The sequence below is a fragment of the Macrococcus sp. GL_134 genome (assembly GCF_057834705.1).
The window spans coordinates 950,847-977,657 of record NZ_CM174409.1; the positions used below are offsets into that span (position 1 = coordinate 950,847).

24 protein-coding genes and 1 riboswitch are annotated in these 26,811 nt (G+C 40.3%); of the genes, 23 read left to right on the plus strand and 1 reads right to left on the minus strand.

Annotated elements, in window-relative coordinates; all coding sequences use genetic code 11:
* Positions 1 to 26: 26 nt before the first annotated feature.
* The 12 genes from terL to AC3IPL_RS04905 all read left to right on the plus strand — a co-directional run bounded on the left by terL (position 27) and on the right by AC3IPL_RS04905 (position 10,674).
* Entirely contained in the window at positions 27 to 1,358 is a 1,332-nt protein-coding gene (gene terL / locus AC3IPL_RS04850; RefSeq protein ID WP_489242124.1) for a phage terminase large subunit, read from the plus strand.
* A 117-nt stretch (positions 1,359 to 1,475) separates the two neighbouring features.
* Positions 1,476 to 2,309, plus strand: a complete 834-nt coding sequence (locus tag AC3IPL_RS04855; RefSeq protein WP_489242125.1) for a hypothetical protein — start codon at positions 1,476 to 1,478, stop codon at positions 2,307 to 2,309.
* A 147-nt stretch (positions 2,310 to 2,456) separates the two neighbouring features.
* Positions 2,457 to 2,657 (plus strand): hypothetical protein, encoded by a 201-nt coding sequence (locus AC3IPL_RS04860; protein WP_489242127.1) that lies wholly within the window; start codon positions 2,457 to 2,459, stop codon positions 2,655 to 2,657.
* Positions 2,658 to 2,728: 71 nt separating this feature from the next.
* Complete coding sequence (locus tag AC3IPL_RS04865; protein ID WP_489242128.1) at positions 2,729 to 3,577, plus strand: hypothetical protein; 849 nt, start codon at positions 2,729 to 2,731, stop codon at positions 3,575 to 3,577.
* Between the two features lie 378 nt (positions 3,578 to 3,955).
* On the plus strand, positions 3,956 to 4,279 hold the full coding sequence (locus AC3IPL_RS04870) for a DUF3139 domain-containing protein (RefSeq protein ID WP_489242129.1): 324 nt from the start codon (positions 3,956 to 3,958) through the stop codon (positions 4,277 to 4,279).
* 11 nt (positions 4,280 to 4,290) lie between these two features.
* The gene (locus AC3IPL_RS04875; protein WP_489242130.1) at positions 4,291 to 5,088 is read left to right on the plus strand and encodes a TIGR00282 family metallophosphoesterase; all 798 of its coding nucleotides are present in this window, start codon (positions 4,291 to 4,293) and stop codon (positions 5,086 to 5,088) included.
* A gap of 90 nt (positions 5,089 to 5,178) precedes the next feature.
* Positions 5,179 to 6,921: a 2-oxoacid:acceptor oxidoreductase subunit alpha gene (locus tag AC3IPL_RS04880; RefSeq protein ID WP_489242131.1), complete on the plus strand. Its 1,743-nt coding sequence runs from the start codon at positions 5,179 to 5,181 to the stop codon at positions 6,919 to 6,921.
* A complete protein-coding gene (locus AC3IPL_RS04885; protein WP_489242133.1) occupies positions 6,922 to 7,785 on the plus strand; it encodes a 2-oxoacid:ferredoxin oxidoreductase subunit beta in 864 nt (287 codons plus the stop codon). It abuts the gene before it with no gap.
* A 20-nt stretch (positions 7,786 to 7,805) separates the two neighbouring features.
* Positions 7,806 to 7,909: riboswitch (TPP riboswitch) on the plus strand.
* Positions 7,910 to 7,949: 40 nt separating this feature from the next.
* A complete protein-coding gene (locus tag AC3IPL_RS04890; protein ID WP_489242135.1) occupies positions 7,950 to 8,951 on the plus strand; it encodes an ABC transporter substrate-binding protein in 1,002 nt (333 codons plus the stop codon).
* 1 nt (position 8,952) lies between these two features.
* Positions 8,953 to 9,240: a thiamine-binding protein gene (locus AC3IPL_RS04895; RefSeq protein WP_489242137.1), complete on the plus strand. Its 288-nt coding sequence runs from the start codon at positions 8,953 to 8,955 to the stop codon at positions 9,238 to 9,240.
* Positions 9,237 to 9,977: an ABC transporter permease gene (locus AC3IPL_RS04900; protein WP_489242139.1), complete on the plus strand. Its 741-nt coding sequence runs from the start codon at positions 9,237 to 9,239 to the stop codon at positions 9,975 to 9,977. The genes AC3IPL_RS04895 and AC3IPL_RS04900 overlap by 4 nt, the downstream gene beginning before the upstream one ends.
* The gene (locus tag AC3IPL_RS04905) at positions 9,970 to 10,674 is read left to right on the plus strand and encodes an ABC transporter ATP-binding protein (protein ID WP_489242141.1); all 705 of its coding nucleotides are present in this window, start codon (positions 9,970 to 9,972) and stop codon (positions 10,672 to 10,674) included. The genes AC3IPL_RS04900 and AC3IPL_RS04905 overlap by 8 nt, the downstream gene beginning before the upstream one ends.
* Positions 10,675 to 10,705: 31 nt before the next feature.
* On the opposite strand, the gene AC3IPL_RS04910 is transcribed toward AC3IPL_RS04905, so the two are convergent.
* Positions 10,706 to 11,356 carry a VTT domain-containing protein gene (locus AC3IPL_RS04910; protein WP_489242143.1) on the minus strand — a complete coding sequence of 217 codons (651 nt, stop codon included), beginning with the start codon at positions 11,354 to 11,356 and terminating at the stop codon, positions 10,706 to 10,708.
* A gap of 94 nt (positions 11,357 to 11,450) precedes the next feature.
* On the opposite strand from AC3IPL_RS04910, the gene AC3IPL_RS04915 reads away from it, so the two are divergent.
* From AC3IPL_RS04915 to AC3IPL_RS04965, 11 genes are all read left to right on the plus strand, one after another.
* Positions 11,451 to 13,220 (plus strand): ABC transporter ATP-binding protein, encoded by a 1,770-nt coding sequence (locus tag AC3IPL_RS04915; RefSeq protein ID WP_489242145.1) that lies wholly within the window; start codon positions 11,451 to 11,453, stop codon positions 13,218 to 13,220.
* Complete coding sequence (locus AC3IPL_RS04920; protein ID WP_489242146.1) at positions 13,213 to 15,051, plus strand: ABC transporter ATP-binding protein; 1,839 nt, start codon at positions 13,213 to 13,215, stop codon at positions 15,049 to 15,051. Before AC3IPL_RS04915 ends, AC3IPL_RS04920 begins: the two co-directional genes overlap by 8 nt.
* Before the next feature lie 75 nt (positions 15,052 to 15,126).
* The gene (gene miaB, locus AC3IPL_RS04925; protein ID WP_489242147.1) at positions 15,127 to 16,662 is read left to right on the plus strand and encodes a tRNA (N6-isopentenyl adenosine(37)-C2)-methylthiotransferase MiaB; all 1,536 of its coding nucleotides are present in this window, start codon (positions 15,127 to 15,129) and stop codon (positions 16,660 to 16,662) included.
* Entirely contained in the window at positions 16,662 to 17,087 is a 426-nt protein-coding gene (locus tag AC3IPL_RS04930) for a YlbF/YmcA family competence regulator (RefSeq protein WP_489242149.1), read from the plus strand. Before miaB ends, AC3IPL_RS04930 begins: the two co-directional genes overlap by 1 nt.
* 51 nt (positions 17,088 to 17,138) lie before the next feature.
* Positions 17,139 to 17,627 (plus strand): energy coupling factor transporter S component ThiW, encoded by a 489-nt coding sequence (gene thiW / locus AC3IPL_RS04935; protein ID WP_489242150.1) that lies wholly within the window; start codon positions 17,139 to 17,141, stop codon positions 17,625 to 17,627.
* Between the two features lie 16 nt (positions 17,628 to 17,643).
* Positions 17,644 to 20,136: a DNA mismatch repair protein MutS gene (gene mutS / locus AC3IPL_RS04940; RefSeq protein WP_489242152.1), complete on the plus strand. Its 2,493-nt coding sequence runs from the start codon at positions 17,644 to 17,646 to the stop codon at positions 20,134 to 20,136.
* 9 nt (positions 20,137 to 20,145) lie between these two features.
* Positions 20,146 to 21,966, plus strand: a complete 1,821-nt coding sequence (mutL, locus tag AC3IPL_RS04945) for a DNA mismatch repair endonuclease MutL (RefSeq protein WP_489242153.1) — start codon at positions 20,146 to 20,148, stop codon at positions 21,964 to 21,966.
* Positions 21,966 to 22,520 carry a glycerol-3-phosphate responsive antiterminator gene (locus tag AC3IPL_RS04950; RefSeq protein WP_489242154.1) on the plus strand — a complete coding sequence of 185 codons (555 nt, stop codon included), beginning with the start codon at positions 21,966 to 21,968 and terminating at the stop codon, positions 22,518 to 22,520. Before mutL ends, AC3IPL_RS04950 begins: the two co-directional genes overlap by 1 nt.
* 136 nt (positions 22,521 to 22,656) lie before the next feature.
* A complete protein-coding gene (locus AC3IPL_RS04955) occupies positions 22,657 to 23,475 on the plus strand; it encodes an MIP/aquaporin family protein (RefSeq protein ID WP_489242155.1) in 819 nt (272 codons plus the stop codon).
* Positions 23,476 to 23,492: 17 nt separating this feature from the next.
* Positions 23,493 to 24,998 carry a glycerol kinase GlpK gene (glpK, locus tag AC3IPL_RS04960; protein ID WP_489242156.1) on the plus strand — a complete coding sequence of 502 codons (1,506 nt, stop codon included), beginning with the start codon at positions 23,493 to 23,495 and terminating at the stop codon, positions 24,996 to 24,998.
* Between the two features lie 115 nt (positions 24,999 to 25,113).
* Positions 25,114 to 26,790 carry a glycerol-3-phosphate dehydrogenase/oxidase gene (locus tag AC3IPL_RS04965; protein WP_489242157.1) on the plus strand — a complete coding sequence of 559 codons (1,677 nt, stop codon included), beginning with the start codon at positions 25,114 to 25,116 and terminating at the stop codon, positions 26,788 to 26,790.
* Positions 26,791 to 26,811: the final 21 nt, after the last annotated feature.

Genomic DNA, 26,811 nt, shown 5'->3' on the forward strand with positions numbered 1-26,811 from the left:
GTTAAGTGATGAGGAGTTGGATCAGCTTGAAAAAATCATTTCAAAATCTTCCGAATCTGAAACAAATTGAAGTAGAACGGGCAAAACGTAATCTTGCCCGCTTCACGTCATATACTTATAGTGATTATCAAGCAAACTGGCATCATTTAAAGTTATGTGAATATCTCGAAAGATGGGCATTTGGTGACATTAATAGATTAATGGTATTTATGCCACCTCGTAATGGTAAATCTGAATTAGTATCAAGACGATTGCCGGCTTATTTATTCGGCAAAGAGCCTGATGCAAGTATTATTGCGTATTCTTATGGTTCTGACCTTGCTAGTAGAATGAACAGGGATGTACAAAGGATAATTGATAGTCCTGAATATTATGATTTATTCCCGAATACCACACTAAACGGATCAAATGTTAGGACTACCGCTAAGGGTTCATATTTACGAAATTCAGATATTTTTGAAATAGTAAATCATAAAGGTGTTTATAAGTCATCGGAGGTTGGAGGCGCAATTACTGGTATGGGTATGAAGTACGGAATTATAGATGACCCGTACAAAAACAGACAAGACGCAAATTCAGAAACGATACGAAACGGAATATGGGATTGGTATGTATCGACGTTCTATACACGTCTTGAAAAAGGCGGTAAGATATTAATTACACTTACAAGATGGCATGAGGATGATTTGGCAGGTAAATTATTACGAATCGCTGAAAATGATCCATCAGCAGACCAATGGACTGTATTGGAGTTTCCCGCTATAGCAGAGGGCGAATTACATTCTGATGATCCTCGAAAAGAGGGGGAAGCGTTGTGGCCAGATAAATACCCTTTAGAAGAGTTATATAAAATTAAGTTGACCGTGGGGAGTTATGAGTGGAACGCTCTATTTCAACAAAGACCCGCACCGAGCGAGGGCACGCTATTTAATCGTTCATGGTGGCAATATTATGATACATTACCATCTAAAATAGATGAGTATTTAATATCTTGGGATTTAACATTTAAAGATAATAGTGATAATGATTATGTTGTAGGGCAATGTTGGGCCAAAAGTGGTTCTAACATGTATCTGATAGACCAGGTAAGGGCTAAAATGGACTTTCCGACTACTGTTCAAGCAGTACGCTCTTTTTCAAGAAAACACACCAAAGCAAGAGCAATATTAGTTGAAGATAAAGCAAACGGGCCGGCTGTTAATTCAACGCTTAAACGTGAAATATCCGGTATAATACCCATTAACCCACAGGGAAGCAAAATAGCCAGGGCGCAGGCGGTAACCCCGATGATTGAAGCGGGAAACGTTCATTTACCGATTAAAGCTTCATTTACAGGAGATTTAGTAGAAGAATGTTAAGCATTTCCAAATGGCAGACATGACGATATGACTGATTGTATGACACAAGCGCTCAATAGATTTGGTCAAAAGAGAAGCGCAAGAGTTATTACTACAAATGCATGGGGGAGGATATAAATGAGTAAAAAAGATGTATTGAATGAAGTCGATGAATTATTGCAAAATGCCGTAAATGGCGACGTATTCGGTGATGAAATGAAAGTGATATTCAGTAAGCTAGATAATGGTATTGAATTAGATCAGCATTATTATTCTTTATTCAACGAAGTAGAAAGAATGGATATAGACCAAAAACAACAATTATTAAGATATATTAATTTATTTTTGAATTTATCAAAAAAGATAGACATTTATAAGTGTTTGGATGACTTTATTTTGAAAGACAATGATATTTATGAATGTTTATTCAATATGAAAGTATCTACTTATGCTATTAATTTCGCAACATTTAAAACGAAACAGACGGGACTAGTAACAAGAAAACATGAACTCTCTTATTCTGATAAAACCGAGTTTATGTTATCGGCAAAGAATATATATGCCGAGGGGATAGAGGTTATAAGTGAAATATTAATGCTTTTTATTATCATTACTGAAAAAATTACAGATAGTAATATAAAGAAAGTTGTCAATAATCATACTACATTAAACAAAAGAATACTTTATGTAGAAAAAATAAAAGCACTCAACTTTATGTTATTGGGTGTAAATCGCGAGATGAGAAACGCATTTTCACATATAAGTTATTCGATTAATATCGACAAATCGGAGGTTCATATATTGTCCCAGGGTATAAAAATTGATGTCATTAGCTTTGTAGAATTCTTTCATTTATTGAGAGATTCAGCTAATAATATTCATGCGTTTGAAATGTGTGTAAATTATCTAATTTTAGTAGGGTTACACAAAGATATGGCCAAAGATGTTTATGATAGGTTAATTAATAAATAGTGCATGTCATTATGCGGTAAAAACGATAAATAGCCATCTTAATATTACTTAACTAATCAATGTAAATTTACCATCTAGATTATTCTAGATGGTTTTTGTATAGTTAAAGTGTAGTGAAAATACAAAACTGGAAGCGAGGTTATCTAAATGATAGTTGAAGTTGAAAAGGTAGATGGTGAAATTATTTCATTATCACGTTTAAATCATGCTGAAATCTATAATTCAAAAGCTTTAGAGAATCTTTTATTGTTAAAACAAAATGGTGGTAGCATTCAAGTTAAAGATAATGATGGTCGAGAGCAAATTATTAATGGTAGGGATGTAAAATCAATAAAATTTGTATATTAATTATGTTTTGCACCTGCTTCGGTGGGTGCTTTTTTGTAAGTTAATTAATATATATATATAAGGGGATAAAAATGAGATATTATGAGAAAATAAATAATATATTTCCAGAATTTGAGATGTTAAATAAGTACACTCTAGATAGAAATATGACAGCAACATCAAGAACAATCTTTTCAAACGGTTTTAACTTTACTCCAAAACAAGAACTAATTTCATTAAAATATGATGCTATCACGTTCAACTTATATGCATCAATAACTATGTATAATATGATGAATCAAACTAATATAGAAGAATTAAAGTTGATTTTTCAGCAAAGTTCAAATAATTTTTTACAAGTTAGCAGTGATCTATGTTATCAATTACTTAGAATTATTGAATTAAATGACAATAAGGCTATCATATTATTAACTGACATGAAAAAAAGGATGAATTTTGAAAAAGAATTAAATTTAAAAACATATACACCTCAAAAATGCACTGAAAATTATTATTCATTGTTACAAAATTTCTATAAAAACATAAATAAATTTTTAAGAACAGAAAATAATTATATCAAACATAGTGGAAATGTAAGTGTTGGAGAAAATCCAAAAGTAACAGAGGTATTTAAATTTGATATCCAAGATTTACTGAAATTATTATCATCACAAAATGAAAATGCAGATGGTTCATATTTATTGAACAATGCTAAGGAGGTCATTGAGGCACCAATTTATAATGAAAGAGATAATAGTTTAGATAAAATAATAAAGAGGTTACCTGTAGCCATAAACGAATTATTAACAATATTAGATAAGATTATGATAAATGAAATTAGTGATTCATATAAAGAAGTTTTGCGTTTAACAAAAGTTTTGCATGAAATTCCTCCGACTGATGAACTCGAAGAATTATTTAAAGATTTACCTAAACCATAATGGGCAAAAAATGGGCAGACTTATGATAAAATGGGCAAAGGATAGAAACAAAATATTTTAAGTAATAGTCCTTAAACCTTTGATACATAAGGTTTTGAAATGGATGAATCATTTATAAAAATCATTGCACAGAATATGCGAAATAATCGATACACAATCAGATAACTCTTGGAGACGAATGCCTTTAAGGGTTATTTTTGTAAATTACTGACTAAGGAAATGATTATATGCCTATAGAACCAATGATGATATTAGATTTAATTTTGCTAGTTTCTGTCTGTTAATCAATAATGTTCTTAAAAAAGTGATTTCATTATCGCGTCAGCTGGTCAATTTTTATGTTACAGTAATTGAGAGTACTAGGAAAGGAACGACGGTATGATGAATAAAATGATGAGATGGATAATAGGCATTGTTCTTGTTGTCACGATGCTGTTTGCCGGTATATACGGCTTCATTCAGTACAAAGTGAGCACTGTGCAGGAGCGCGTTGCTGAATACATGGTGAAAGAACAGCACGTGAAGAAAGAGGACTTCAAGGCAAAAGGATTTATGGCCAACAGAAGCGGTGACAAAAACTACATGGTGGAAGTGAAAGTAAAAGATGATCCGAACTACTATTACTACTACCGGACTAATAAAGACCAAGTGAAACTTGATTTTTACTTGGATGAAAATAATAAGCAGCATTTTAAGGAATAAAGGAGTAAATCATGAGACTATTATTTATCGGTGATATTGTCGGTGCAATCGGCCGCGATATGCTGGAGACGTATTTACCGCAGCTGAAGAGTCAATATAGACCGAACGTAACAATCGTGAACGGCGAGAATGCAGCTCACGGCCGCGGCATCACAGAGAAAATCTACAAGTCAATGATGACGCAGGGCGTGGATATGGTGACGCTCGGCAATCATACGTATGGTCAGCGTGAGGTCTATGACTTTCTGGATCAGGACATCAAGATGATCCGGCCTGCGAACTATCCAGCCGAGGCACCTGGTGTCGGCATGAAGATGGTGCGTTTCAATCAGGACAAGCTTGCGGTGATCAATCTGCAGGGCCGGGCGTTTATGCCGGCGATTGACTGTCCGTTCAAGAAGGCGGACGAACTGATCGCTGAAGCGCGGAAAGAGACGCCTTATATATTCGTTGACTTCCATGCGGAGACGACGTCTGAGAAAGGTGCGATGGGTTATTATCTGGACGGCCGTGTCAGTGCGGTTGTCGGCACGCATACGCATATTCAGACGGCTGATGAGCGGGTGCTGCCGGGCGGCACAGGGTTTATTACAGATGTCGGGATGACGGGCCATTACGACGGTATACTGGGTATTAATAAGGACGAGGTCATCCACCGCTTCCTGACGGCACTGCCGGTCAAACACGTGCTGCATGATACCGGCCGCGGCGTGCTATCCGGTGTATTCATCGAGCTTGATAAAGCAGGCCGCACGAAAAAGATTGAGCGGATTTTAATCAATGACGATCATCCGTATATCGGCCATTAGTATGATTTTCATGTGAAAACCTTCACCAGACATGTTCTGGCGGAGGTTTTCTGTTATATTAGATGAAGAGAATTCGAGGAGGTTAGTGATGTGAGATCACAAATTTCGTGGAAAGTTGGCGGACAGCAAGGTGAAGGGATTGAATCAACAGGTGAGATCTTTTCAACAGCATTAAATAGACAAGGATACTACCTTTATGGATATAGACATTTTTCGAGCCGTATTAAAGGCGGCCATACAAATAATAAAATTCGTGTCTCTACGACACCGGTCTACGCAATCAGCGATGACTTAGATATATTGGTGGCATTCGATCAGGAGACGATTGATTTAAACTATCACGAATTAAATGAGAACGGTATTATTTTAGCAGACGGTAAATTCACGCCTGAAAAACCAGGAGATTATAAGGGTTTATTTGTTGAAATTAATTTCACTGAAATTGCTAAGACGCTTGGTACAGCATTGATGAAAAACATGGTGGCTGTTGGTGCAACTGCACAGTTACTAGGGATTTCATTAGCGCCATTTGAGCAGCTGGTTGAATCGCTGTTCAAGAAAAAAGGCGACAAAATTGTGGAATTGAATAAACAGGCCTTGCAGCTTGGTGTAGAAGAGATGGTTAAGTACGGCAGCGAAATCGGTGATACTTTTAATCTCGAGCATAGCAACGAGGATGGTCATCTATTTATGATCGGCAATGAAGCGATCTCAATGGGAGCCATCGCTGGTGGTGCACGTTTTATGGCGGCTTATCCTATTACTCCTGCGTCGGAGATCATGGAATACATGATTGATAAATTACCGCAATTCAACGGTACAGTCATCCAGACGGAAGATGAGATTGCAGCGGCGGTCATGGCGATCGGTGTCAACTACGCCGGTGTCAGAGCATTTACAGCATCTGCTGGACCGGGGTTATCATTGATGATGGAGGCTATCGGTCTCAGTGGTATGACGGAACAGCCATTTGTTGTCATCAATACGATGCGCGGCGGCCCATCAACAGGATTACCGACTAAGCAGGAGCAGTCTGATTTAATGCAGATGATCTACGGCACCCACGGCGATATTCCAAAAATCGTCGTAGCACCGACAACAGCAGAAGATGCTTTCTATACAACGGTGGAAGCTTTTAATTTAGCTGAGCAGTACCAATGTCCAGTCATTATTTTAAGTGACCTCCAGTTATCACTCGGTAAACAGACAGTCCCGCAATTGGATTACAGCCGAATCAAAATTGAACGTGGTAGCTTAGTGACAGACGTTCCCGAAAGAGATGATAAATCTTACTTCAACCGCTACGAAGTAACAGAGTCAGGGATTTCTCCGCGGACGATTCCCGGCACTAAAAATGGTATCCATCACGTCACAGGGGTGGAACACGGTGAAGACGGCAAGCCATCTGAGAGCCCGGTCAACCGTATTAAACAGATGAAAAAACGGATGGAAAAAATCGCTGACTTAAAAATTTCACAACCTGTCGTTGAAACAGGCGGATTTGACGAAGCAGATGTTCTCGTCATTGGATTTATTTCTACTTACGGAGCCATTGAAGAAGCGATGGATCGTGTTGATGCCTCAGTGAATCATCTGCATATCAAGCAGCTTCATCCATTTCCGACAGCAGAAGTACAGGCTGCATTCGACAAAGCGAACAAAGTCATTGTTGCTGAAAACAACTATCAGGGACAACTGGCACAGATCATCAAAATGAATGTGAACCATCAGAATAAAATTCATAACTTTGTGAAGTACGATGGGACACCTATTTTGCCACATGAAATTGAAGAAGAAATCAATTCTGTTGTGACTGCAAAGGAGTTATTATAAATGGCTACATTTAAAGATTTCAGAAATGACGTTAAACCAAACTGGTGTCCTGGCTGTGGTGATTTCTCAGTGCAGGCTGCCATTCAAAAAGCAGCTGCCGGCGTCGGTCTCGAACCTGAGAATTTAGCGCTGATCACGGGTATCGGATGTTCAGGACGTCTATCCGGCTATGTCAATTCATATGGATTTCACTCCATCCACGGCAGAGCACTACCGCTTGCACAAGGCGTGAAAATGGCTAATCAGGAGCTGACTGTCATCGCGTCAGGCGGCGATGGTGATGGTTTTGCTATCGGGATGGGACATACCGTCCATGCACTTCGTCGCAATATAGATATCACTTATATTGTGATGGACAATCAAATTTACGGTTTGACTAAAGGGCAGACTTCACCAAGTTCTGCTCCTGGATTTGTGACGAAAACAACGCCGCACGGGGCTATCGAGCACAACGTATCACCCTTGCAGCTTGCATTGACAAGTGGTGCTACATTTATTGCTCAAAGTTTTTCTTCTGATATTAAAGAACTGACAGCCATTATTGAAGCGGGTATCCAGCATAAAGGATTCTCTTTCATCAATGTCTTTTCACCATGCGTCACTTATAATAAAGTGAATACGTATGACTGGTTTAAAGAAAACATTACAAAGCTCAGCACGATTGAAAATTATGATCCTTCAAATAAAGGATTAGCATTATCAACAGTTGCTGAACATGACGGCTTAGTGACAGGGATAGTGTACCAGGATACAGAGACAAAAAGTTATGCTGAACAGATTGAGTCATACAGCCCATCACTTGCCAAAGAAAATATTGAAATAAAAGAAGAAGATTTCAACGAACTTATGTTACAATTTAAATAATCACATCTTGTGAAATTAATGAAAAACACTAGGGGAGCACAATAGTGCTGAGACTGGATATTTCCTAAACCCTTATCGACCTGATCTAGTTAATGCTAGCGGAGGGAAGTGTCCTTGCACACAACCCTTCTGTGGTTGTGTGTTTTTTTATAGGAGGAACTGTCGTGAAGAAGGTTTTGATGGTAGGAATGTCTTGTGTCATTCTTGCTGCATGTGGTAATGATGCTGTAAAAAACAACGAGAAAAGTACGGATTCCAAAGACTTAAAAAAAGTAACATTAATGCTTGACTGGACAACGAATACGAATCATACAGGAATATTTGTTGCAAAAGCGAACGGCTACTTTAAGGCGCATGGACTTGATGTAACGATTAAAACACCTGGTGACGTGACGTCGGATCAGCTCGTCGCTGCCAACAAAGTGCAGTTCGGTATTAGCTCACAGGAGCTGGTGACGCAATCGAGAGATGAGGGAATTCCTGTCAAGTCAATCGGTGCCATTATCCAACATAATACGAGCGGCTTCATGAGTCTTAAATCTAAAAACATCGAATCGCCGAAAGATTTTGAAGGAAAAACATACGGGGGATTTGGTGCACCGATTGAAGAACCGGTCATTGAAGCTGTGATGGACAAAGAAGATGCCGACGTAAAAAAAGTGAAGATGGTCAATATGGGTAACACCGACTTTTTTACCGCCTCAAAGAAAAATATCGATTTTGCATGGGTATTTTATGGATGGACGGGGATTGAAGCACAGACCCGAGGGGAACAGGTCAACATGCAGTACTTAGTGGATTACGATAAAAATCTCGACTACTATACTCCAGTGTTCATTGCCAATGAAAGATATATCAAGTCAGACAGTGAGACGGTCAAAGCATTTATGCAGTCAGTGAAAGAAGGCTATGAGTATGCCATTCAGCAACCAGAGAAAAGTGCGGATATATTGATTAAAGAAGCGCCTGAACTAAAAGACAAGCGTGAACTTGTAGAAAAAAGTCAGAACTACTTAAAAGATAAATATCAGGACGATGCCGCAAGCTGGGGTATGCAGGATGCTGCTGTCTGGAAAAACTATGCGGACTTCATGAAGAAGAATCAAGTCATTCATAATGATTTCAATGCCGAAGAAGCATTTACAAACGAATTTGTGGAGGATTAATATGGCTAATACATTGATGAGTATTCAGATTATCCCGAAAACACCGAACGGCGAGGACGTAATTCCTTATGTGGATGAAGCGATTGATATAATCGACCGTTCTGGACTACCTTACATTGTATCACCGCTCGAAACGACCATCGAAGGCACTATGAGTGAACTCCTGCCGTTGATTGATCAGATGAATCGTCGTTTGATGGATATGAATTGTACGAGCATTATTTCTCAAGTGAAATTTTATCATGGGCATGACGTGTCGATGGCTGAACTGGTAAAAAAATATCGATGAAATATTACATTAAATTCAGCCTCTTCATGATTGTGCTGCTGGTCATCTGGGAATTGCTTGTCAGAGGGCTTCATGTCGACGCTTATACGTTACCAGCACCGAGCGCTATTTTTCATGAGTTCTTCACAGGCTTCAATGACTACCGTGTGCATCTCATACCTACCATTTTACTCGTACTTGCAGGTATTATCATTTCAGTAGTTGTAGGTGTGCTGGTGGCTGTGCTGCTCCATTTAGTGACTGTGCTTGAACCATTTATCTATCCGCTGCTCATTATGAGTCAGAATATCCCGGTCATTGTGATTGCGCCGCTGCTTGTCATTTGGTTTGGTTTTGGTCTGCTGCCGAAGCTGCTTGTCATTACACTGATCTGTTTTTTCCCGATTACAGTTAGTCTGCTTGAAGGGTTTAAGGCTGCAGATGAAGATCTCATCAAGTATATGAAGATTAGCGGTGCCACTAAAATGCAGCTGTTTACTAAGTTGGAGTGGCCGAATGCTATGCCGTATTTGTTCAACGGACTTAGAATTGCTGGTACATATTCGGTCATGGGAGCTATTATTTCTGAGTGGCTTGGCAGTGATAAAGGGCTCGGTAAATATATGATTATTTCCCAGCGTGCGTTTCAGGTGGACAAAGTATTTGTAGCCATTGTCTGGATCATATTGTTTGCGTTGATCATCTATAGTGTCATTCAGCTGCTTGAACGAAAGGTGGTGAAATGGCATCGTGACTAATTTATTGGAGATACATCAAATCTCTCACAACTTTGGCACTCACGATGTTTTAAAGGAGCTGTCATTGAATGTCAGAGAAGGGGAATTTGTGACATTGATTGGACCTTCCGGAAGCGGTAAGTCAACACTTTTTAATATTACCGGAGGGTTATTGAAACCTGGCTCTGGAGAGGTTCTATTAAATGGACAGTCCATCATTGGGCAGACCGGTCATGTTTCCTACATGCCTCAGACACCTTCACTTATGCCGTGGCGTACCGTACTCGAAAATGTAGAATTAGGTCAGGAGGTTCAAGGTCATGTTAACCGTGAACGGACGATGCAGCTGCTTAAACGCTGTGGCTTTGATGACATCAAAGAGGCAATGCCTAGTACATTATCGGGCGGCATGCGTCAGCGTGTCTCTTTTATCCGAGCATTGAATAGTGCGGGAGATTTAATGCTGCTTGATGAGCCGTTCAGTGCACTGGATGAAGTGACACGCATTGATATGCAGCAATGGCTGAAAGAAATATTAGCACTGGAGAAGCGAACAGTGCTGATGATTACCCATAGCATTGAAGAAGCGATTAAGCTGTCCGACAAAATTGCAGTGTTAGAAGGTAAGCCGGCCACGATCAAGCAAATATACGATACGTCTCACATGACGAGTCATGAGGCACTTCGTCAAGAACTGCTGGAATTATTAAGAACATAAAACATAAAACCACTTCTCAAGTGAGAAGTGGTTATTTTTTTCGTCTGTCTGTTAATCCTTTTAGACCACTGATCACTGCAGGTAATATAGAAACTAAAATAATCACTATCAATACAATTTCGAAGTTATCTTTGACGATAGGGATGTTGCCGAAGAAATAACCAAGTCCGAGACAGATCGCGACCCAGAGGACAGCGCCGATGATGTTATAGATAATGAAATAGCTGTAATTCATGCGACTGGCACCTGCGACAAAAGGAATAAACGTTCGAATAAATGGCATGAAACGTGCAAAAACAATTGTTTTTCCGCCGTACTGATTAAAAAAATCAGTCGCTTTAGCCAGATGTTCTGTTTTTATCAAACGGCCGAATGTTTGATGATTGGTCACACCGAGACCCGTCACTTTACCAATATGATAGTTCACTGTATCACCGATCACTGCAGCGACCGCACAGACTATAAAGAGCAGCCAAATGTTCAGTGCACCTTGAGGCGCGAGTGCCCCAGCAGCAAAGAGCAGGGAATCTCCCGGCAGAAATGGCATGATGACGAGACCTGTCTCAACAAAAATAATTAAAAACAATATCGCATAAGTGGCCGTTCCGTAATCTTTGACGATATTGATAAGATGTTCATCAATATGAAGAATAAAATCAATTAAAGTAGCAAGAAGGTTCATATAACGGCTCCGTTTCGAATTATTTCAGTCTATCTCATTATAATGATGAGTGATTTCTTAATCAACAGATTTATCATTACCACAGAAGGCAAGATTGTGGCATAATATTTATAAATATATCGGAAAACGAAAGAATGGTGATGGAATGAAAGTAATACTGAAGTTCACAAAACCTTATGTGGGGCTGATCGTATTAGCGTTACTGCTGATGTTTATTGAACTGGCGGTCGATTTGTACGCACCGGTGTTGATGAGTAACATCATTGATAACGGGATTTTAAAGAATGACACAGCGTATGTCGTCAAATATTTGATGATTATGATCGGTATCAGTTTATTTGCCTTTGTGTCAGGAATTTTTAATTCATTTATCGCGGCACATGTCAGTCAGATGTTCTCATATGATCTGCGGAATGCTATCTTCAGAAGAATTCAGAACTTCTCCATTAAAACTTTGAATCGCTTTAGAACATCAAGTATCATCACACGGTTGACAAGTGATGTCATTGCTACTGAAATGGTCTTGTTCATGAGTCTAAGGATTATGTTGAAAGCACCTTTAACTGTTATCGGTAGTATTATCATGAGTTATATTGTTGCACCTGACATTGCGATTTATTTAGTAATCGGTACACCACTGCTTGCATTATTTTTGTTTGTCACTGCACGAGCAGGGATGAAAATTTTTATGCGTATACAGCAGCGTATGGACGGAATGAACCGCTTTATTCAGCAAAATCTGGAAGGTGTCCGTCTCATTAAATCAAGTTTGAACGGACCGTACGAAACTGAAAAATTCGATGACATTGCTACACCTCTAAAAAAAGATACCATCAAAGCGATGCGTCTCATGGAAAGTATTATGCCCGTTTTGTTAATCGTTATGAACTTGTCACTACTGGCAGTTATCTGGTTCGGTGCTGATGCCATTAGTGCAAATGAGATTGAAGTCGGTAATTTAGTTGCAATCATCAACTACGCGCTAAGAATGCAGAGTGGTTTCTCAATGTTTGCGTTTATCATTATCAGCTATTCACGTGCAAAAGCAAGTGCTGACCGGATGGGTGAAATATTGAATACTCCTGCTGATGAAATGTTTGAAGATATCAAAAGCAATGAAGAACAGACAGCAGGAAGTGTGATTTTTGACAATGTTTCCTTCAGATACCCATCTTCCAATGATTACGTCCTGAAGAATATTTCTTTTACGGTGGATGCCGGTGAGAAATTTGTCATTATGGGTCAGACAGGGTCAGGTAAATCAGCATTACTCAGTCTGATTCCAAAAATGTATCAGGCCACGTCAGGCGAAGTCATTGTCGCAGGAAAGAATGTCTCGGATTGGAACATCAATACGTTACGTGATTATATCGGTTACGTGCCTCAGAAGACAGTGTTATTCACAGGAAGTGTCAATGACAACGTGCGCTGGGGGGATAACGATGCATCAACCGAAGAAATCGCCAATGCCGCTCAGCTGGCACAAATTCATGAGTCCATCATGAATTTTGATAAGCAGTACGAAACACGCGTCGGCCAGCAGGGGGTCAATTTATCTGGGGGTCAGAAGCAGCGGCTTGCGATTGCCCGCGCGCTTATTAGAAAGCCGGGTATATTGATACTCGATGACAGTACATCAGCATTAGATATTCATACGGAAAACCAATTGTTCGATGCACTCAAAGAACTTGAGATGACGCGAATTATTGTCACTCAGAAAATACATACCGCTAAGACCGCCGATCAAATACTGCTGCTGGATCACGGTGAAATTCAAGGACTTGGCACGCATGAAGAGCTGCTTCAGCAGTCCAGGCTCTATCAGGAAATTGTAGAAAGTCAGGAGGGGGCGGACCATGATTAAAGATGTTTTCTCACATGAGCGTATACTGACTAAAGCAGATTTAAAACGGAAACCAAAAAAAGAAGTGAAGCGTGCTGAAGACTGGAAGCAGACATTATTAAGATTATGGGAACTGATGGAAGACCGTAAATGGCTGTTAGTGCTCGTTATTTCCTTAGTAATTCTGACGTCGTTACTAGGACTTGTCGGCCCTTTTGTTATCGGTCAAATCATCGACCAGAAAATTATTCCTAAAGATTTTGATGGCTTATTGAATCAACTGTTATTATTAATCACTGTCTATGCTGCGTTATCAGTATTCACTTATATTGCAGCTTATTTTATGGTTGATATCGCTCAAAAAGCCATCTATCGATTAAGAATGAATTTATTCAGCCATATGCAGTCACTTGGCATTCCGTTCTTTGATAAACGTCAGCACGGTGACCTCATGAGTCGAATGACCAATGATATTGAAAATATATCAAAAGTATTGAATTCATCATTTATTCAATTTACATCAAGTATCGTTACTCTTGTGGGGACAGTCATTGTCATGCTGATGCTGAGCCCATTGCTGACCTTATTGACTATGTTGATTATTCCATTGATGTTTATGGCGACGCGCTGGCTGACTAAGCGGACTGGACCTCTCTATAAGAAGCGGCAGCATGCTCTTGGGGAAATGAACGCCTATATAGAAGAGATTGTCTCAGGTCAGCAGGTCGTCAAAGTCTTCTCTCAGGAAGAGACAGTGATCAATGGTTTTGAAGAAAAGAATCGAAGTGTCAGAGAAAATAGTTTCTGGTCATTGACTTATTCTGGATCCATTCCTAAAGTGATGAATATGTTGAATAATATTTCATTTGCGATTGTTGCGGGTATCGGTGGATTATTAGCATTGAATGGTTACGGCGTCACTGTCGGCACTATCGTCATATTTGCTGAATATGCAAGACAATTCACAAGACCATTATCTGATCTTGCGAACCAATTCAATGAAGTATTGTCTGCACTGGCAGGGGCAGAACGAGTCTTCTCAATTATTGATGAAGACAGTGAACCCGATATTGATAATGATCACCGTGATATGAAGATTCAAGGGAAGATCAATTTCCGGGATGTGACCTTCAAATATACGGAGGAACAGCAGAAAAATATTATCAATCATGTGACATTTGACGTCCAACCAGGCGAAACAGTGGCACTGGTCGGTGCGACAGGAGCAGGTAAGACAACAATTGTTCAGCTGCTCAATCGCTTTTATGATATTAACGGTGGCGATATATGGATTGACGATGTTTCAGTACGTGATATTCCGCGGAAAACACTGCGTGGTCAAATTGCATACGTCCTGCAGGACCCTTTTTTGTTTGACGGCAGTATAACTGAGAACATTAAATATGGTAAGCTCGATGCGACAGATGACGAAGTGATTCAAGCAGCTAAAGATGCCAATGCTTATGATTTTATAATGCGTCTTGACGATGGATTTGACACGATTATTTCAGGTGAAGATTCAAGTCTATCTCAAGGAGAAAAACAACTGCTTGCGATTGCACGGGCTTTAGTGCTCGATCCTGCTATTTTATTACTTGACGAGGCAACGAGTTCGATTGATACTGTCACTGAAATGAAGTTGCAAGAAGCCATTGACCGTCTGATGGAAGGTCGGACAAGTATCGTCATTGCTCACCGACTGAATACAGTGAAAAAAGCCGATAAAGTCATCGTCCTGCAGCAAGGTGAAATAATTGAGCAAGGTTATCAAGATGAACTGCTTGAGCAGCGAGGCATTTATTATAAAATGGTCAACAGTTCACATGCTGACTTTGATGAACTGCTCGATTAGTCCGAAAACCTTTGATAAATGCTATATTTCATACTATACTATAGAGATGATTAACAAGCGGAATGAGGGTTTACAATGAATGAAGAAAGTAGATTAGACGGGGCAAAAGTCACAGCGCAAAAACAACCGGAAAAAGATTACAGTAAATATTTTGAACATGTCTATCAGCCACCAAACTTAAAAGAAGCAAAAAAGCGTGGTAAGGAAAATATACAGTATCATCATGACTTTACAATAGAAGAAAAGTATCAAGGACTCGGAAGAGGACGTAAATTCTTTATCAGAACATACGGCTGTCAGATGAACGAACACGATACAGAAGTGATGGCTGGGATACTCGAGGCACTTGAATACACGGCGACAAATGATGTCAATGAAGCAGATGTCATTCTCCTCAATACGTGTGCTATCCGTGAAAATGCAGAGAACAAAGTGTTCGGTGAAATCGGGCATTTGAAACATTTGAAGCTTGAAAGACCGGATGTACTCATTGGTGTATGCGGCTGTATGAGTCAGGAAGAATCTGTCGTCAATAAAATAATGAAGTCGTACCAAAATGTCGATATGATCTTCGGTACACATAACATTCACCGACTACCTGCCATTCTTGAAGAAGCCTATATGTCTAAAGCGATGGTTGTCGAAGTATGGTCTAAAGAAGGCGACGTCATCGAAAACCTGCCAAAAGTTCGTCACGGACAAATTAAAGCCTGGGTTAATATTATGTATGGTTGTGACAAATTCTGTACATACTGCATTGTGCCGTTTACCCGCGGAAAAGAACGCAGTAGAATGCCGCAGGAAATTATCAACGAAGTGAGAGATCTGGCACGTCAAGGCTATCAGGAAATTACACTGCTCGGACAGAATGTCAATGCTTACGGCAAAGATATTGAAGGCCTCGATTATGGTCTTGGTGACCTGCTTGCAGACATACAGAAGATCGATATTCCCCGCGTAAGATTTATGACAAGTCACCCGTGGGACTTTGATGCACGATTGATTGAAGTGATTGCCCGCGGGGGCAATATTATGCCGCATATTCATCTGCCGGTACAGTCCGGAAATAATGATGTATTAAAAATTATGGGACGTAAATATACGCGTGAAAGCTATCTTCAACTGGTCGATGATATCCGTCAGGCCATTCCAGATGTCGCACTAACGACTGATATCATTGTCGGATATCCGAACGAAACCGAAGAACAGTTTTTAGATACTATCGATTTGTATGAGCGAGTGGGCTTTGAACATGCTTATACGTATTTGTATTCTCCGCGCGAAGGAACACCAGCGGCCAAAATGCAGGACAATGTACCGATGCGTGATAAGAAAGACCGGCTTCAGCGGTTGAACAAAGTGGTAGAACACCATACTGAGCACAAATTAGCGGGTTATTTAGGCCAGGAAGTTCTTGTACTCTGTGAAGGGCCTTCCAAAAAGAATGAAGAGATTCTTGCAGGCTACACTGACAAGAGTAAGCTGATTAACTTTGCTGGGCCTGCTGAAGCAATCGGCAAAATTGTCAGAGTGCGCGTAACAGAAACAAAACGCTATTCAATGAACGGTGAATTACTTGAAATATTACAACCAATAGAGGTGGCAAATTAATGTATACTAATGATGAAATATTAGCGAAAGCTAAAGAACTTGGCCATATGATGGCAAATACAGAAGCAGTTGAATTCTTCAAGCGAGCAGAAGCACAAATTCATGAAAATCAAACAGTGAGAGAAAAGATGGCATCACTGAAGTCATTACAGAAACAAGCTGTCAACTTTGAAAACTACGGCAAAGAAAAAGCATTAGCTATGGTAGAAACAAAAATCGAGAATGTTGAAAAAGAATTAGACGAAATGCCGCTTGTCGATCAGTTCAAAGATGCACAGGGAGAAGTGAATTCACTGCTGCAAATGGTGTCTCACGCCATCAGTCAGACAGTCACAGATGAAATTGTTATTTCAACTGGTGGAGACTATCTTGCTGGAGAAACAGGAGCACAACGTGCCCATTCAGCTCCAGGTTGCGAAAATTAAATCATTAGCCGGTTCTTAATGAATCGGCTATTTTTTACATCAGGAGGGCATATGGATAGAGTTCATACGAGAAAGATGACACTCACTGCTATTTTGACTGCAATGAATGTTTTACTTAGTCAATTGATTTACATTCCGCTTGGTCCAGTCAAAGCTTTTCCAATACAGCATTTGATTAATGTCATCTGTGCTGTAATTGTGGGGCCTTGGTTTAGTTTTGTTCAAGCTTTAATGAGTTCATTGATTCGCAACATGGCAGGCACAGGTACGCTTTTTGCATTTCCAGGTAGCATAATAGGTGCATTGCTTGCAGGATTATTATATCAACGTTATAAAAAAATTAGCCTTGCAGTAATCGGCGAGGCAGTTGGTACAGGTTTAGTGGGGAGTTTGATGTGTCTACCACTCATATGGATGATGAATCTTGACATTGCTGTGCTTAAAGTTACCATGCCGGCATTTATTGTGAGCAGTGTAACAGGAAGTATCATTGCCGGTGTTCTAATGATAGTCATTTCAAAGCGAGGTATTATTAAGTGATAAAGGATTGAAGTGTATGAAACCAACGCCGATGATGGCTCAATATTTATCAATGAAAGAACAGCATCAGGACAGTATTTTATTTTTTAGACTTGGCGATTTTTATGAGATGTTTTATGATGATGCGGTCACCGCTGCACGCGAACTTGAGATTACATTGACGCGGCGTGACAAGAAAAATCCGATACCGATGTGTGGTGTGCCACATCATTCTGCCAGAGGCTATATTGAACGATTGATCGATAAAGGGTACAAAGTCGCCATCTGTGAGCAGATGGAAAATCCAAAAGAAGTAAAAGGTATGGTGAAACGCGAAGTTGTCCAAATCATTACACCGGGTACTGTCATGGACACATCACTAGATGAAAGCAGCAATAATTATTTAATGGCTGTTCATAAGACCGAGCAGTTCAATCTCGCATACTGTGATATCTCAACAGGTGAACTCAAAGTAACGTTATGTGACGAAGAAACATTCATCAATGAACTGGCATCCATCAAACCTAGTGAAATGATTACTTCAGAAGCATTCAGTCATCAACTGGAAACAAAAATTAAGACCATTGTTCCTGTCTTATCAGTTCATGATATGCCGCATAATGATCTGCCTGAACAGGCGGTGTTGCTGGCCCAGGAGCTGCAGCCGGCAGTGCAGTTGTTATTCAATTATGTGACAGAGACTCAAAAGCGTGATTTATCACATATTGAAACAGCACTTTATTATAATGCTGTGGATTTTATGCGACTTGATTTGTACGCGAAGCGCAATCTGGAATTAACTGAAAGCATCCGTCTGAAAACACGAAAAGGAACATTATTATCTATATTCAATGAAACAAAAACACCGATGGGCCACCGGCTGTTAAAAGAATGGATAGAACGTCCGCTGATCAACAAGTGGGAGATTGAACAACGGTTGTCTCACGTCGCTTTGTTTAATGACCATTTTATAGAACGGGATGAGCTGCGTCAGGCACTTAATGAAGTGTACGATATTGAGCGGCTTGTGGGTCGTATCAGTTTTGGTAATGCGAACGCAAAAGACTTAGTACAGTTGAAATATTCATTGGAGCAGCTGCCGGTACTTAACCAAATATTGACAAGCATTGATATCATGCCGATACCAGATGAAGAATTGTGTCACCTTGTTGAGTTGCTTGATGGATTGAATGATGAACCACCGCAATCCATCAAAGAAGGGCATATCTTCAAAACAGGTTTCAACGAAGAACTAGATCAATACCGTGCCGCGACGAAGGATGGCAAGCTCTGGCTGAATGATCTGCAGCAGCAGGAACGGACAAGAACCGGCATACGGTCACTGAAAGTGGCTTATAACAAAGTATTCGGCTACTACATTGAAATTTCAAAGGCTAATCTTCATCAGTTTGATGCTGAACAGTTTGGTTATACAAGAAAACAGACATTATCTAATGCTGAACGATTTATCACTGAACCATTGAAAGAGAAAGAAGCGCTGATTTTAGGAGCAGAAGAAAAAGCGATCGACCTTGAATATGACTTATTTTTAGCATTACGTGATACGTTGAAATCTTATTTAGCAGTACTTAAGTCTGCAGCAAAGCGGATCGCTGTTTTGGATGTACTGCAGAATTTTAGCCAAGTGGCTCAAAAAAATGATTATGTCCAGCCGATATTCTCAGATGACCGCGTCCTTGACTTAAGCGATGCAAGACATCCTGTCGTTGAACAGGTCATGAACAGAGAAGACTATGTTCCTAATGACTGTGCACTGAATGATGATGCATTTATTTATTTGATTACCGGGCCGAATATGTCAGGGAAGAGTACATATATGCGTCAAGTGGCATTAATCAGTATCATGGCTCAGATGGGATCATTTGTACCTTGCAGTAGAGCAGAACTACCAATATTCGATCAAATCTTTACACGTATCGGAGCAGCGGATGATTTAGTGTCTGGTCAGAGTACGTTTATGGTGGAAATGCTGGAAGCAAAAAATGCACTGAATCACGCGACGAACAACAGCTTGATTATATTTGATGAGATTGGGCGGGGCACTTCAACTTATGACGGATTAAGTCTTGCACAGGCGATGATCGAATACGTCCATGATCACATTCAAGCGAAAACATTGTTTTCAACGCATTACCATGAACTGGTGCAGCTTGATCAGACATTGTCAGGGCTGAATAATATTCATGTAGCAGCAAAAGAATATAACGGTGAACTTATTTTCCTTCACAAAGTGATGAACGGTGCCGTAGAAAACAGCTATGGTATTCATGTCGCTCAACTGGCAGAGCTGCCGGTCACAGTGATTGACCGAGCTCGCGATATTCTTCACGCGTTCGAACAGGCGGAACATCAACCGATTCTGAACGACTCGGCACCAGCTTATGAACAGACCTCTTTTAATTTGTTTGGTTCGGCTGTTGAAGAACAACTTAAAAAGCTCGATATTGCTCAGATGACACCGATTGAAGCCATCGTTAAATTGCAGGAATTACAGAATCAAGTGAAGTAGGTGAATTAAATGGGTGTAATACAGGAACTTGATATTCAACTGGCTAACAAAATCGCGGCAGGTGAAGTGGTGGAGCGGCCGGCATCAGTTGTCAAAGAACTGGTAGAAAATGCAATAGACGCTGACAGCAGTCAGATTACTGTGAAAGTGATAGAAGCAGGACTTCAAAGCATTACGGTGACAGATAACGGCACAGGTATAGTGGAAGATGATCTGCCGCTGGCATTCGGCAGACATGCGACAAGTAAAATCAAGGACCATCATGATTTGTTTCATATTCGAACGCTTGGCTTTCGCGGTGAAGCTCTAGCAAGTATTGCTGCAGTCAGCAAAGTGATACTGAAAACATGTGCAGACGGCGTAATAGGACATATGCTGACTGTTGAAGGTAGTCAAATGGAGCAAACGTTGACCCGGGCAAGACAAGGCACAGAAATTACGGTCAGCGAACTATTTTATAATACTCCAGCCCGGCTGAAGTATGTCAAAAGCCTTCATACAGAATTAGGGAAAATCATCGATATTATGAACCGCTTTGCCTTGAGCCATCCTCATATTAGATTTTCGCTCTATTCTGATGACAAGATGCTGTTGCAGACCACCGGGAGTGGAAGATTGGCTGAAGTGATGGCATCAGTGTACGGTATGAAAATCGCAAAGGATCTCGTTCAAATAGCAGGTCAAACCGGCGATTATGAAGTGACAGGTCTCGTCGCAAAACCAGAACATACAAGAGCCAATCGTCATTACATGTCACTTTTTATCAACGGGCGCTATATCCGTAATTTCATGCTGACAAAAGCGGTGATGGCTGCTTATCATACGCTGCTTCCTATCGGGCGCTATCCAATAGCGGCCATCCATATGACCATGGATCCTGCACTAGTTGACGTCAATGTACATCCGACGAAGCAGGAAGTCAGATTATCCAAAGAGGCTGACTTAATGGCATTGATTGAACAGTTGATTAAGCAGGCCCTGCTAGGAGAGTCGTTAATTCCGAAGATTGAAACGAAGAAAAGTAAAGTACTTGAAACATTCGAACAGCAGAAATTTAATTATGACCAGCAGCAGTTAACTTCCGCGATCGATGACCACTCGGTGCCAGACAGAGTAAGCGACGGACAAAAAGACATCCCTCCTGTTATAAGGGAAGTACCACTGGATGAGCTGTTACAGGATACTGCTCATTATTCAGCGCAATCTGATTCATTAACGACAGAGAGTAGAGTTGAGACAGAGACCATTGAACGTCTGCCCTATATGGAAGTAGTCGGACAAGTACACGGTACTTATATTGTGGCTCAAAATGAAGAAGGCATGTTTATGATTGATCAGCATGCGGCTCAGGAACGCATTAAATATGAATTTTTCAAGAAGCGGATTGGAAACGTCTCACATGATAATCAGCCCTTATTGTTTCCATTGACTTTGAGCTTCACTAATGATGAAGTGCTGCGCATTAATCGTCATCTCGATGAACTGAATGCAGTCGGTCTCACGTTGGAAAACTTTGGAGGCAATGATTATATCGTTCAGGAAGTTCCTACATGGTTTCCAAAAGATGCAGAAGAAACAATTAAAGATATTATTAATTACTGTTTGACCCATCAATCCATTGATTTGAATAAATTCAGAGAAGAAACAGCGATCATGATGAGCTGCAAAAAGTCTATTAAAGCCAATCATTATTTAAGACATGAAGATATGACACGACTTATTAAAGAATTAAGTCAGACGTCTGAACCTTATACATGTCCACATGGCAGACCGATTACCATTCAACTGACCAGCTATGATCTAGAAAAACTATTTAAGCGGGTGATGTAATGATTTTACCGGCCATACGCGAATTCAAAGATATTGAACGTTTTAATAAACTCGATTATTCGACATGTGTAGTGCTTGATACACATATCGGACACTTGACGAATATTCTTGATTTATTAAAGGCATCGGGGAAAAAAGCTTATATTCATATTGATCTGATTAAAGGATTATCAGGTGATGAAGCAGCAGTAGAATTCATCGTTCAGAAGTACAAACCAGAAGGCATCGTCTCCACTAAGCCGAAACTGATAAAAAGAGGCAGTCAGCTAGGAGTTAAGACCATTCTACGTGTCTTTATATTAGATACAATGGCACTTAAACGCAGCTTCACTTTAATTCAGCAGGCAGATCCCGACTATGTTGAAGTTCTGCCAGGTATTGCCTCAAAAGTCATCAATGAAGTGAAAGCCAACTCTCATAAGCCGATTATTGCTGGCGGATTGATTGAAACCGTAGCAGAAGTAGAGGCAGCGATAGCGCACGGAGCTGAGCTTATTACGACAAGTAATAAGGATTTATGGAAACATTACGAGCAATCCAAAAAATTTATTTGACAGCGTTTACAATAACGGTTAACATATTATTAAGTTAATAAATCGGACGAGATTTGAGACCATTATTTTTAATCATGTGATTATTAATAATGGTTTTTCCTGTTTATTGGCACAATTTTAAAGAGGAGTGGATTATGTGAGTGAGTTTTTAGCTGAGTTAATCGGTACAGCCATTCTTATTTTGTTTGGTGGCGGCGTTGTAGCAAACGTCAGTTTAAAAGGGGCTCTAGGTAAAGGCAGTGACTGGATCGTTGTAGCTGTTGGCTGGGGGCTGGCAGTAGTAATGGGTGTCTACGCAGTAGGCCAGATTACAGGAGCGCATTTAAATCCAGCGGTGACTATTGGACTTGCTGTCGATGGTTCATTTGACTGGGCGAAAGTACCAATGTATATCCTTGCACAAATGATTGGTGCAATAGTTGGTGCTGTTTTAGTATGGATTCATTACATGCCGCATTTTGCTGATGAAGAAGATCAAGGAGCTAAGTTAGGCGTATTTGCAACTGGTCCTGTCTATCCAAACTTTGTGGCTAACTTTATCTCTGAGATTATTGGTACAATGATTTTAGTGATGGGGTTATTATTTATTGGTGCCAACAAATTTACTGATGGACTGAATCCTATCATTGTTGGTGCATTGATTATTGCGATTGGTTTAAGTTTAGGTGGTACAACAGGTTATGCGATTAATCCGGCACGTGACCTTGGTCCGCGTATTGCGCATGCGTTCCTGCCGATTCCAAATAAAGGTGGTTCAAACTGGAAATATGCGATCGTCCCTGTTTTAGGACCGATTGCCGGCGGTATGCTTGGTGCGACGCTATACCATCTATTTTTCAAAGGCCAAATCAATATGATCGGCTGGGTTTCATTATTAGTCGTCGTTCTGACGTTAGTACTAGGCGTCGTTATGAACAAATCAGTTCTTAAAGGTGAAGAAGCTAAATTAATGTAGGAAAGAGGAGATATTTGATGGAGAAATATATTTTATCGATTGACCAGGGGACAACAAGTACACGTGCGATGATTTTTGACAAAGATGGACAAGTGGTCGGCGTGTCACAACGTGAATTTAAACAGTACTTTCCTCAATCCGGCTGGGTTGAGCATGATGCGAATGAAATCTGGTCTACTACACTCGCTGTAATGGCTTCAGTGTTGACTGAAGCTAATATCAGTGCCAGCCAAATTGCAAGTATCGGAATTACCAATCAGCGTGAAACTGCTGTCGTCTGGGATAAAACAACAGATCGTCCAGTGTATAACGCGATTGTCTGGCAGTCCCGTCAAACTCAAGAAATTTGTAACGACTTAAAAGAACAAGGTCTTGAACAAGAATTCCGTGATAAAACAGGATTATTACTCGACCCTTATTTCTCAGGTACTAAAGTCAAATGGATTTTAGACAATGTAGAAGGAGCGAGAGAAAAAGCTGAAAACGGAGATTTATTATTCGGTACGATTGACTCCTGGTTAGTTTGGAAATTAACAGGTGGTTCAGTGCACGTTACTGACTATACGAATGCGAGCCGTACATTGATGTATAATATTTATGACCTTAAATGGGACGAACAGCTGCTTGACTATTTAACTGTCCCAGCGTCAATGCTGCCTGAAGTTAAACCTTCAAGTGAAGTATATGGCACAACTGTGCAGCATCATTTCTTCGGTCAGGAAGTTCCTGTTGCCGGTATCGCTGGTGACCAGCAGGCAGCATTATTCGGTCAAGCATGTTTTGAGGAAGGCCAAGCTAAGAATACTTATGGTACAGGCTGCTTTATGCTGATGCATACAGGTGAACAAGCGGTTAAATCCGAAAGTGGTCTATTGACGACTCTTGCGTGTGGGATTGACGGCAAAGTATTCTATGCTCTAGAAGGCTCAATCTTTGTCGCAGGTAGTGCGATTCAATGGCTGCGTGACGGTATGAGAATGTTCAATGATTCTGCTAAATCTGAAGAATATGCTTCACGCGTCGATTCAACAGAGGGTGTCTATGTCGTACCAGCGTTCGTTGGTCTTGGAACGCCTTACTGGGATTCAGAAGCTCGTGGTGCAGTATTCGGCTTAACTCGTGGTACTGAAAAAGAACATTTTGTTCGTGCGACTCTTGAATCACTTGCTTATCAGACAAGAGATGTACTGGATGCGATGGAAAAAGATTCAGGTATTCAGCTGCAGAACTTAAGAGTGGACGGCGGAGCTGTTAAAAACAACTTCTTAATGCAGTTCCAATCTGATATTCTAAATGTGCCAGTTGAACGTCCAGTGGTCAATGAAACAACTGCTCTTGGAGCAGCTTACCTTGCAGGTCTTGCTGTAGGGTTCTGGGAATCAAAAGACGAAATCGAGAACCGCTGGAAACTTGAACAGGAATTTACACCGAATATGTCTGAAGAAGATCGTGATGGTTTATATGCAGGATGGCAGCAGGCTGTCCAAGCGACTCAAGTATTTAAACCGAATCAGGCAAAATAATAGAATGTACCATGTCATTATGATACAGTATAGATAAGTTAATAATAAGCAGAGAATCGAGACTTTGAATACATTTATGTAGGAGGAGTCTCAATTTTTTTAGGAGGAATCGTTCATGTTGTTTTCTAGTTTAAATCGTCAACAGATTATTTCAAAAATGAACCGTACAGAATATGATTTAGTAGTTATCGGCGGCGGAATCACTGGTGCTGGTATTGCATTGGATGCTGCCCAGCGCGGTATGAAAGTGGCGTTAGTAGAAATGCAGGATTTCGCATCAGGAACAAGCTCACGCTCTACGAAACTGGTACACGGCGGATTACGGTATTTAAAACAGCTTCAAGTAGGGGTGGTTGCAGAAACTGGTAAAGAACGTGCCATTGTCTATGAAAACGGCCCCCACGTGACGACACCTGAATTTATGTTGCTGCCTATGCATAAAGGCGGTACTTTTGGTCCTTTCACAACATCTATTGCCTTGAAAGTTTACGATTTTTTAGCAGGAGTCAAAAAAGAAGAAACAAGAAAAATGTTATCTGTCGATGAAACGATTAACCGTGAACCACTTGTTAAACAAAGCGGACTACGCGGCGGCGGTTATTATGTTGAATATCGCACAGATGATGCACGTATGACTATTGAAGTCATGAAACGTGCTGCAGAGTTCGGTGCAGATATTATCAACTATACAAAAGCATCAGGATTTGTCTATGATACTAACGAACAAGTCATCGGTATTAATGCTGACGACTTAATTGATGGCAACAAATTCGAAGTTTTAGCTAAAAAAGTGGTCAATGCTTCTGGACCATGGGTAGATGAAGTCCGCGGTGGTGACTACTCTAAAAACAATAAGCAACTGCGTTTGACTAAAGGGATTCACTTAGTATTCGACAACAGTGTATTCCCGTTGAAACAAGCAGTATACTTCGATACAGAACAAGACAAACGAATGATCTTTGCGATACCACGTGACGGTAAAACTTATGTCGGTACGACTGATACGTTCTACAATAATGAAAAATCATCACCGAAAGTCACACAGGAAGATAGAGATTACATTATCGATGCAATCAACTACATGTTCCCGACAGTCGATGTCACAGACAAAGATATCGAATCAACATGGGCAGGGGTACGTCCATTAATTCTTGAAGAAGGTAAAGATCCTTCTGAAATTTCTCGTAAAGATGAAATCTGGGAAAGCGACTCAGGCTTGTTGACCATTGCCGGTGGTAAATTGACTGGATATCGTCATATGGCTGAAGGGATTGTTGATTTAGTAGCTAAACGCCTTAAAGAGCAGTACGGCCTGAAATTCCCTGCATCAAAAACAAAATCAACACCAATTTCTGGTGGAGATGTCGGTGGTTCTAAAGGCTTTGAAGAATACAAAGCAGATATGATGAACAATAACCCGGCTATCGGTTTGTCAGTCGATGAACAGCTTGCGATCATTAACCGCTATGGCTCAAATGCACCACAGGTGTTAAGCATTGCTCATGCAAGTCTAGATGAAGAAATTAAAGGTCTTCCTCTGGCGTTATACAGTGAACTCGTCTACAGCATTCAAAACGAAATGGTTTACAAACCAGCTGACTTCTTCGTCCGTAGAACCGGTGCATTGTACTTTGATATCGCAACGGTATATAACTATAAAGAGGCTGTAATTGATGCGATGGCTAAACTACTCAATTACTCTGATGCTGAGAAAGAACAATATACACATGAACTCGATCAACTGATCAAAGAAGCAGTTGAACCATCTGTTCAAGTATCAGTTGAAAATTAATAATAACAGCGTCTCAAACTT

Coding starts and splice junctions, on each gene's coding strand:
- AC3IPL_RS04900 (WP_489242139.1), top strand. CDS start 9,237: ATGAAATATTACATTAAATTCAGCCTCTTCATGATTGTGCTGCTGGTC.
- AC3IPL_RS04870 (WP_489242129.1), top strand. CDS start 3,956: ATGATGAATAAAATGATGAGATGGATAATAGGCATTGTTCTTGTTGTC.
- AC3IPL_RS04895 (WP_489242137.1), top strand. CDS start 8,953: ATGGCTAATACATTGATGAGTATTCAGATTATCCCGAAAACACCGAAC.
- thiW (WP_489242150.1), top strand. CDS start 17,139: ATGGATAGAGTTCATACGAGAAAGATGACACTCACTGCTATTTTGACT.
- miaB (WP_489242147.1), top strand. CDS start 15,127: ATGAATGAAGAAAGTAGATTAGACGGGGCAAAAGTCACAGCGCAAAAA.
- AC3IPL_RS04885 (WP_489242133.1), top strand. CDS start 6,922: ATGGCTACATTTAAAGATTTCAGAAATGACGTTAAACCAAACTGGTGT.
- AC3IPL_RS04855 (WP_489242125.1), top strand. CDS start 1,476: ATGAGTAAAAAAGATGTATTGAATGAAGTCGATGAATTATTGCAAAAT.
- AC3IPL_RS04865 (WP_489242128.1), top strand. CDS start 2,729: ATGAGATATTATGAGAAAATAAATAATATATTTCCAGAATTTGAGATG.
- mutS (WP_489242152.1), top strand. CDS start 17,644: ATGAAACCAACGCCGATGATGGCTCAATATTTATCAATGAAAGAACAG.
- mutL (WP_489242153.1), top strand. CDS start 20,146: ATGGGTGTAATACAGGAACTTGATATTCAACTGGCTAACAAAATCGCG.
- glpK (WP_489242156.1), top strand. CDS start 23,493: ATGGAGAAATATATTTTATCGATTGACCAGGGGACAACAAGTACACGT.
- AC3IPL_RS04965 (WP_489242157.1), top strand. CDS start 25,114: ATGTTGTTTTCTAGTTTAAATCGTCAACAGATTATTTCAAAAATGAAC.
- AC3IPL_RS04860 (WP_489242127.1), top strand. CDS start 2,457: ATGATAGTTGAAGTTGAAAAGGTAGATGGTGAAATTATTTCATTATCA.
- AC3IPL_RS04920 (WP_489242146.1), top strand. CDS start 13,213: ATGATTAAAGATGTTTTCTCACATGAGCGTATACTGACTAAAGCAGAT.
- AC3IPL_RS04875 (WP_489242130.1), top strand. CDS start 4,291: ATGAGACTATTATTTATCGGTGATATTGTCGGTGCAATCGGCCGCGAT.
- AC3IPL_RS04930 (WP_489242149.1), top strand. CDS start 16,662: ATGTATACTAATGATGAAATATTAGCGAAAGCTAAAGAACTTGGCCAT.
- AC3IPL_RS04950 (WP_489242154.1), top strand. CDS start 21,966: ATGATTTTACCGGCCATACGCGAATTCAAAGATATTGAACGTTTTAAT.
- AC3IPL_RS04910 (WP_489242143.1), bottom strand. CDS start 11,356: ATGAACCTTCTTGCTACTTTAATTGATTTTATTCTTCATATTGATGAA.